Source organism: Klebsiella sp. MS 92-3, from assembly GCF_000195655.1.
Taxonomy (GTDB): Bacteria; Pseudomonadota; Gammaproteobacteria; order Enterobacterales; family Enterobacteriaceae; genus Klebsiella; species Klebsiella pneumoniae.
Window position 1 is genome coordinate 4,409 of record NZ_GL882806.1, and the last position, 7,482, is coordinate 11,890.

Sequence of the window (7,482 nt, forward strand, 5' to 3'; positions counted from 1 at the left end):
CACCGGGATCCGGTGGCGCATGCCCTGCTTTTCTTTTTTTATATTGTCCCTCGGACCGTTGCCAGTCCGAATCGCATATTACTGCTTAACGACCAGCTTCAGCTCAACCGGGTAGTTAGCTTCCACTTTTTCGCCCTTCAGTACCTTATCAGCAGTCTCAACGCCTTTCGCGCCGATCTGCTCCGGCAACTGTGCGACGGTCGCCGCCAGTTTGCCACTGTTTACTGCTTTTTCGCCATCCGGAGTGCCGTCAAATCCAACCACCATCACATCGGACTTGCCTGCGGTCTGCAGCGCGCGCAGGGCGCCCAGCGCCATTTCATCATTTTGCGCGAACACTGCCTGGACGTCAGGATGTGCGGTCAGCAGGTTCTGCATCACGTTCAGGCCTTTGGTGCGGTCGAAATCGGCCGGCTGGCTGGCCAGGACGTTGAATTTGTGCGCCGCCACGGCCTGTTTAAAGCCTTCGCCACGCTCGCGCGCCGCAGAAGTTCCGGCAATGCCCTGCAGCTCAATGACTTTTGCACTTTCACCCACTTTTTTCGCGATGTAATCGCCAGCCATTTTCCCACCCTGCACGTTGTCAGAGGCGATATGGCTCACAACATCGCCTTTTGTCGCCTGACGGTCGAGAGTGATGACCGGGATTTTCGCCTGGTTCGCCATCTTCACGGCGTTGCCAACGGCATCAGAGTCGGTGGGGTTGATCAGCAGCAGCTTGGTGCCGCGCACCGTTAAATCCTGGACGTTCGCCAGCTCTTTCGCCGGGTTGTTCTGGGAATCCAGCACCACCAGGTTGTAGCCCAGCTTGTCAGCTTCTTTTTGCGCGCCGTCTTTCAGCGACACGAAGAACGGGTTGTTGAGGGTAGAGATAACCAGAGCGATGGTGTCTTTGGCCATCGCGTTCGCGCTAACGGTCGCACTTAGCGCAACAGCAGAGACCAGGGTCGCCAGTTTTTTCATATTCATAGTTAAGATGTCCTGTAGAGTTCTCAGTTACTGCTTTTTGTTATCTACCAGTACCGCCAGCAAAATCACCACCGCTTTAACGATCATCTGGTAATAGGAAGAAACGCCTAAAAGATTAAGACCATTATTCAGGAAGCCAAGGATCAGCGCACCAATCAGCGTGCCGACAATGCGTCCTTTGCCACCAGCGAGGCTGGTGCCGCCGAGTACCACCGCCGCAATGGCGTCCAGCTCATAGCCCGTCCCCGCTGTCGGCTGCGCGGAGGAGAGACGCGCCACTTCGATGATCCCGGCCAGCGAAGCCAGCATTCCGCACAAGGCGTAAACGATAATTTTAACTTTATTGACGCTAATCCCGGACAGACGCGTCGCCGCTTCATTACCGCCCAGGGCATAAATATAACGGCCCAGGCGAGTATGGTGCAGCATGTACCAGGCCGCCAGGAAGACAATCGCCATGATCCATACCGGCGTCGGGATCCCCAGCGGACGCCCGATGCCAAACCAGCCGAACAGATCGGCATTATCGCTAAAGCCGGTATTGATCGGGCTGCCGTTGGTGTACACCATGGTTACGCCGCGCAGCAGCAGCATCATCACCAGGGTGGCGATGAAGGCCTGCACGCGGCCTCTCGCTACAATCACCCCGGTGACTGCGCCGATCGCCGCACCTAATGCGAGGGCAGCCGCGACCGCCACCAGCGCATTAACCTCAATGCCAACGATCGACGCTGCCACCGCACCGGTGAGCGCCAGCAGGGAGCCGACGGACAGATCGATCCCCGAGGTCAGTATGACCAGCGTCATCCCTACCGCCATAATGGCGTTAACGGAGGTTTGCTGCAGAATATTGAACAGGTTATTGACGGTAAAAAAGTTGGGGCTCATGGTCGATACCACCGCGATCAGCACCAGCAGGGCAATCAGCGATTTTTGCTCCATCAGCCACGCTTTTGTGAAATAGCGGCGACCAGAAACAGCCTGGGTTGTCATCTTTCTTACTCCTGATTCACACGGTTAAGCTTGCCCACAGCGGCAGCCATCAATACTTCCTGGGTGGCCTGCTCGCGTGTGAATTCACCGCCGAGATGCCCTTCATGCATCACTATGATGCGATCGCTCATGCCCAACACTTCCGGCATCTCGGAGGAGACCAGAATGATGCTCAGGCCGTCGGCTTTGAACTGGTTGATGAGCTGGTAGATCTCTTTCTTCGCCCCGACGTCGACGCCGCGGGTCGGTTCATCGAGGATCAGCACCTTCGGCCGGGTCATCAGCCCGCGGGCGATGGCGACCTTTTGCTGGTTGCCGCCGGAGAGCAGGCCGATCGCCTGCTCCATTGAAGGCGTCTTCACGTTAAACAGGCGGATGAAATCACTCACCGCCTGCTGTTCATCTTTATGCTTAAGACTACCGCCCGCCCGGCTGAAATAGCGCAACGCCGTCAGGGACATGTTTTCTTTTACCGACATCCCGAGAACCAGACCATCGCGCTTACGGTCTTCGGAGATATAGACAATGCCGTTCGCCAGACCATCCTGCGGCGAACGGGTCACCACTTCGCGGCCATCGAGCGTCACGGAACCGCTGCTGCGCGGCAGCGCGCCGTACAGCACTTTCATCAGTTCGGTCCGCCCGGCGCCCATCAGCCCGGCAACGCCGAGGATCTCCCCCTGGCGCAGGGTAAAGGTCACGTTATCCACCCCCGGGCCGCAGAGGTTGTCGACCTTCAGGCGCACCGCGCCGGGCGCCTTATCGAGGTGTGGATATTGGTCTTCCAGCTTACGGCCGACCATCATCTCGATAAGTCGGTCCTCATCCAGCGACGAGACCTCGCGCTCGGCGATAAACTGCCCGTCACGAAAGACCGTCACGTTGTCGCAAATCTCGAAGATCTCTTTCATACGGTGGGAGATATAGACGATACCGCGCCCCTGCGACTTCAGTTCGCGGATGACGCGGAACAGCGATTCGGTTTCGGTATCGGTCAGCGCATCGGTCGGTTCATCCATAATGATGACTTTCGATTCGAAGCTCAGCACTTTGGCGATCTCCACCATTTGCTGATCGCCAATCGATAGATCGCCCACCAGTTTCTGGCTGGTAAAGCGGAGATTCAGCTTTGCCAACAGCTTGTCGGCTTCGGCATACATCTGCTTCCAGTCGATTTTGCCAAAACGGTTAACGAACTCGCGGCCAAGGAAGATGTTCTCGGCGATCGTCAACTGAGGGATCAGGTTCAGTTCCTGATGGATAATGCCGATCCCGGCTTCCTGGGAGGATTTTGGGCCGTTAAAGGTCGTCTCTTTGCCTAACCACAGCAAAGAGCCGGCATCACGGGTGTAGATCCCGGTCAACACCTTCATCATAGTGGACTTGCCGGCGCCATTTTCCCCTACCAGCGCCATCACCCGGCCGGCATAGACATTCAGCGCCGCGCCGGAGAGCGCCTTGACGCCAGGGAACGCTTTGTCGATCCCTTTCAGTTGCAATAAGGCTTCCATGACGGCGACCTCAGAACGTGACGCCGGCACAGAGAATGATATTCGCAAACGGGGAACACTCCCCGCTGCGAATTACCGCCTGACTGTCTGCGGTTTGTTTTTTGAACTGCTCATGGCTGGTGTAACGAATTTCAATGGTATTTCCCTGGTGCTGCTGCAGCTGCTCGAGGTGAGTGAGCAACGTCGCGTGGAGCTGCGGATTATGGGTTTTAATCTCTTCCGCGATGACAGCCGCTTCAACCTGCATTTCCGTCGTCACCACTTCCAGCACCTGCATAAATGAAGGTACGCCCTGAGTCAGCGCCATATCAATGCGCGTGCTGCTGCGGGGAACCGGTAATCCGGCATCGCAGACCACCAGCGTATCGGTGTGGCCCAGGCGGGAAATGACCGCGGAAATATCAGCGTTAAGTACGGTGCCTTTTTTCATTTTTTCTCTTTTGCTCCACTAGCGAAACGTTTCGCTAAAATAATTATTATCAATGTGTGAGCAGAAAACCATCACCAGAAGAGAGAAATGTGATCGCCATCGAAACGTTTCGCGAGGCAGCGACAGGACATAACAACCGGAGTGAGAAACAAAAAGCCCTTCGCAATGGAAGGGCTTTTTTGACATCAGATTTCGACCTGGGTACCGAGCTCGATAACCCGGTTTGGCGGGATCTCAAACTGATCCGGCGCCCGCAGGGCGTTACGCTGCAGCAGCAGATAAAGCTTGCCGCGCAGGCGAAGATACCATGGCCGTTTGCCGATAATCAGCGACTCATGCGACATAAAGAACGAGGTCTCCATCATCCGGCAGCTGAGTCCTTCCAGGCCACAGCGGTGGAACACCTCTTCAACGTTAGGCGTTTCCCGCCAGCCGTAGCTGGCCACCACCCGCCAGAAGGACGGTGACAGCTGCTCAATCTGCACCCGGCGAACGTTATGCACGTAAGGCGCATCTTCGGTACGCAGGGTCAGGAGGATCACTCGCTCATGCAGCACCTTGTTGTGCTTCAGGTTATGCAGCAGGGCAAACGGGATCACGTTCAGGGCGCGGGACATATACACCGCAGTACCCGGCACACGCACTGGCGGTGACTTCTCCAGCGAAGAGATCATCGCTTCCAGCGAGTTGCCATGCTCGTGCATCCGGCGCAGCAGGCGGAAACGCTCGCTCTTCCAGGTCGTCATCACCGTAAACATCACCATCCCCAGGGACAACGGTAGCCAGCCGCCGGAGACAATCTTATCGAGGTTCGCCGAGAACAGCGGAATATCAATGCACAGGAAGGCCACCAGCATCAGACCGACAAACAGCTTGTTCCAGTGCCAGTTTTTGCGCGCCACGGTCGCCGACAGAATGGAGGTCAGCACCATGGTGCCCGTTACGGCGATACCATACGCCGCCGCCAGGTTAGACGAATGCTCAAAGCTGACGATAACGATGACCACAGAAACGTACAGCAGCCAGTTAATGAACGGAATGTAAATCTGCCCGGACTCCATTTCCGAGGTATGGATAATGCGCATCGGCGACAGATAGCCCAGACGCACTGCCTGACGGGTCAGGGAGAAGACCCCGGAAATCACTGCCTGGGAGGCGATAACCGTCGCCAGCGTGGCGATAATCAGCATCGGGATCAGCGCCCACTCAGGCGCCAGCAGGAAGAACGGGTTTTTAATCGCTTCCGGGTGCTTCAGCAGCAGCGCGCCCTGGCCAAAATAGTTCAGCACCAACGAGGGCAGCACGACGGAGAACCAGGCAACGCGGATCGGCAGTTTGCCGAAGTGGCCCATATCGGCGTACAGCGCTTCCACCCCGGTAATCGACAGCACCACCGCGCCAAGCGCAATAAAGGAAACGGTCTTGTATTGCAGGAAGAAGTGCACAGCCCAGTAGGGGTTCAGCGCCTGCAGAACTTCCGGATTAGCGTAAATGCTTCGCGCGCCCAGCACCGCCAGCAACAGGAACCAGATCAGCATAATCGGCGCAAACAGCTTGCCGACCATGCCAGTCCCGTGCTTCTGGATCACAAACAGCAGGGTGAGCACGATAATGGAGATAGGGACAATCCAGGTATCGAGCTGCGGGGCGATAATTTCTAACCCCTCTATCGCCGACATTACCGAAATCGCCGGGGTAATCACCACTTCGCCATAGAAGAAACTGCCGCCGATAAGGCCGAGGATCACCAGCACGGAGGTCATTCTGGCCGAAGTATTACGTCCGGCCAGCGACATCAGCGTTAAGATCCCGCCTTCCCCGGCGTTATCCGCCCGCATCACGAAGGTGATGTATTTAATCGATACGGTAAAGATTAACAGCCAGAAAATCAGCGACAAAAAGCCAAAAACGGCATCGCGCTCTACGCCAAAGCCAAACTGACCTGACAGGCATTCGCGCAGGGTATACAGTGGACTGGTACCGATATCGCCGTACACCACGCCGATGGCCGCCAGCGTTAACGCCGGCAACGATTGTTTATTATCAGTGCTCATAGACTAGTCTTTTCGTTTATAAAACAAATGTGTGCCTAGTCCCTTGGCCCACAAAAAGCGCACAGTATGCACGATTATTTGTGAAATCGTACCCCTAACAGACACCATATTACCCGGGCTAAAAAAAAAAAAATCGATTCTTCAGGCTATTACCGCCCCGGCTCTAACATCTATACTCGTCCCAATAACGATACATGACAAAGCACGCAACTCAATTATGGCTCAAACACATTTACTGGCTGAAAGAATTTCCCGGCTCAGCGCGGCACTCGAAAAAGGACTCTTTGAACGCAGCCACGCGATACGCCTCTGCCTGCTGGCGGCGCTCAGCGGCGAGAGCGTTTTTTTGCTTGGTCCACCGGGGATCGCCAAAAGCCTGATTGCCCGCCGCCTCAAATTCGCCTTCCAGCAGGCGCGCGCTTTTGAATATCTGATGACCCGCTTCTCTACCCCGGAAGAGGTTTTTGGGCCACTGTCCATTCAGGCGCTGAAAGATGAAGGCCGTTACGAACGTTTAACCGCCGGCTACCTGCCGGAAGCGGAAATCGTGTTTCTCGATGAAATATGGAAAGCAGGTCCGGCTATCCTCAACACCCTACTGACGGCGATTAACGAACGTCACTTCCGCAATGGCGCGCATGAAGAGAAAATCCCAATGCGCCTGCTGGTGGCCGCGTCGAACGAACTCCCGGAAGCCGACAGCAGCCTGGAAGCGCTGTATGACCGAATGCTGATCCGTCTATGGCTTGATAAAGTGCAGGATAAAGGTAATTTCCGTTCGATGCTGGTCAGCCAGCAGGATGAAAACAGCAATCCAGTGCCCAGCGCGCTGCAGGTGAGCGACGAGGAATTTACCCAATGGCAGCAGCAGATCGGCAATATTAAACTGCCGGACGCGGTGTTTGAGCTGATATTCCAGCTCCGCCAGCAGCTGGACGCCCTGCCAAATGCCCCCTACGTCTCGGATCGCCGCTGGAAAAAGGCTATTCGCCTGCTGCAGGCCAGCGCCTTCTTCAGCGGCCGCGACAGCATCGCGCCGATTGACCTAATCCTGCTGAAAGATTGTCTGTGGCACAACGTCGAAAGTATGAACCTGATGTCGCAGCAGCTGGAAACGCTCATGACCTGTCACGCCTGGCAACAGCAGGCGATGCTGACGCGGTTGGGGGCGATTGTGCAGCGACGCATTCAGATCCAACAACAGCAAAGCGACAAAACGGCGCTGAAGGTCACCCGCCTTGGCGGGATGTTTAGCCGCAAACCGCACTATGAACTGCCGGCGGAGATCCAGGGGACCACCCTGACGCTGCTGCTGCAGCAGCCGCTCAAACTTCACGATATGGAAGTGATCCACATTACTTTTGAACGCGAGGCGTTAGCCAACTGGCTGGAAAAGGGCGGCGAGATCCGCGGTAAGCTCAACGGGATCGGCTTTGCTCAACTACTCAATATGGATGTCGACACCAGCCAGCATCTGGTCGTCCGCGATGTGAGCCTGCAGGGCTCACGCCTCGCGCCGCCCCGC

The 7,482-nt window shown here is 56.2% G+C and carries 5 protein-coding genes and 1 pseudogene; 1 reads left to right on the forward strand and 5 read right to left on the reverse strand.

Annotated elements, in window-relative coordinates; translation table 11 throughout:
* Positions 1–78: 78 nt before the first annotated feature.
* From rbsB to kup, 5 genes are all read right to left on the reverse strand, one after another.
* Positions 79–969, reverse strand: coding sequence for a ribose ABC transporter substrate-binding protein RbsB (rbsB, locus tag HMPREF9538_RS14595; protein ID WP_002882536.1), 891 nt, complete (start codon positions 967–969; stop codon positions 79–81).
* Between the two features lie 27 nt (positions 970–996).
* Positions 997–1,962, reverse strand: coding sequence for a ribose ABC transporter permease (rbsC, locus tag HMPREF9538_RS14590; protein ID WP_002882531.1), 966 nt, complete (start codon positions 1,960–1,962; stop codon positions 997–999).
* A 5-nt stretch (positions 1,963–1,967) separates the two neighbouring features.
* Positions 1,968–3,473 carry a ribose ABC transporter ATP-binding protein RbsA gene (gene rbsA, locus HMPREF9538_RS14585; RefSeq protein WP_004211177.1) on the reverse strand — a complete coding sequence of 502 codons (1,506 nt, stop codon included), beginning with the start codon at positions 3,471–3,473 and terminating at the stop codon, positions 1,968–1,970.
* A 10-nt stretch (positions 3,474–3,483) separates the two neighbouring features.
* Positions 3,484–3,903: a D-ribose pyranase gene (gene rbsD / locus HMPREF9538_RS14580; protein WP_002882527.1), complete on the reverse strand. Its 420-nt coding sequence runs from the start codon at positions 3,901–3,903 to the stop codon at positions 3,484–3,486.
* Positions 3,904–4,088: 185 nt separating this feature from the next.
* On the reverse strand, positions 4,089–5,957 hold the full coding sequence (kup, locus tag HMPREF9538_RS14575; RefSeq protein ID WP_002882520.1) for a low affinity potassium transporter Kup: 1,869 nt from the start codon (positions 5,955–5,957) through the stop codon (positions 4,089–4,091).
* A 217-nt stretch (positions 5,958–6,174) separates the two neighbouring features.
* Between kup and ravA the strand changes: the two are divergent.
* Positions 6,175–7,482, forward strand: a pseudogene (ravA, locus tag HMPREF9538_RS14570) (ATPase RavA); the annotation flags it as partial.

What these genes read in the sequence shown, in the direction of transcription:
- rbsC (WP_002882531.1), bottom strand. Translation starts at nt 1,962, where the DNA reads ATGACAACCCAGGCTGTTTCTGGTCGCCGCTATTTCACAAAAGCGTGG.
- rbsA (WP_004211177.1), bottom strand. Translation starts at nt 3,473, where the DNA reads ATGGAAGCCTTATTGCAACTGAAAGGGATCGACAAAGCGTTCCCTGGC.
- rbsD (WP_002882527.1), bottom strand. Translation starts at nt 3,903, where the DNA reads ATGAAAAAAGGCACCGTACTTAACGCTGATATTTCCGCGGTCATTTCC.
- rbsB (WP_002882536.1), bottom strand. Translation starts at nt 969, where the DNA reads ATGAATATGAAAAAACTGGCGACCCTGGTCTCTGCTGTTGCGCTAAGT.
- kup (WP_002882520.1), bottom strand. Translation starts at nt 5,957, where the DNA reads ATGAGCACTGATAATAAACAATCGTTGCCGGCGTTAACGCTGGCGGCC.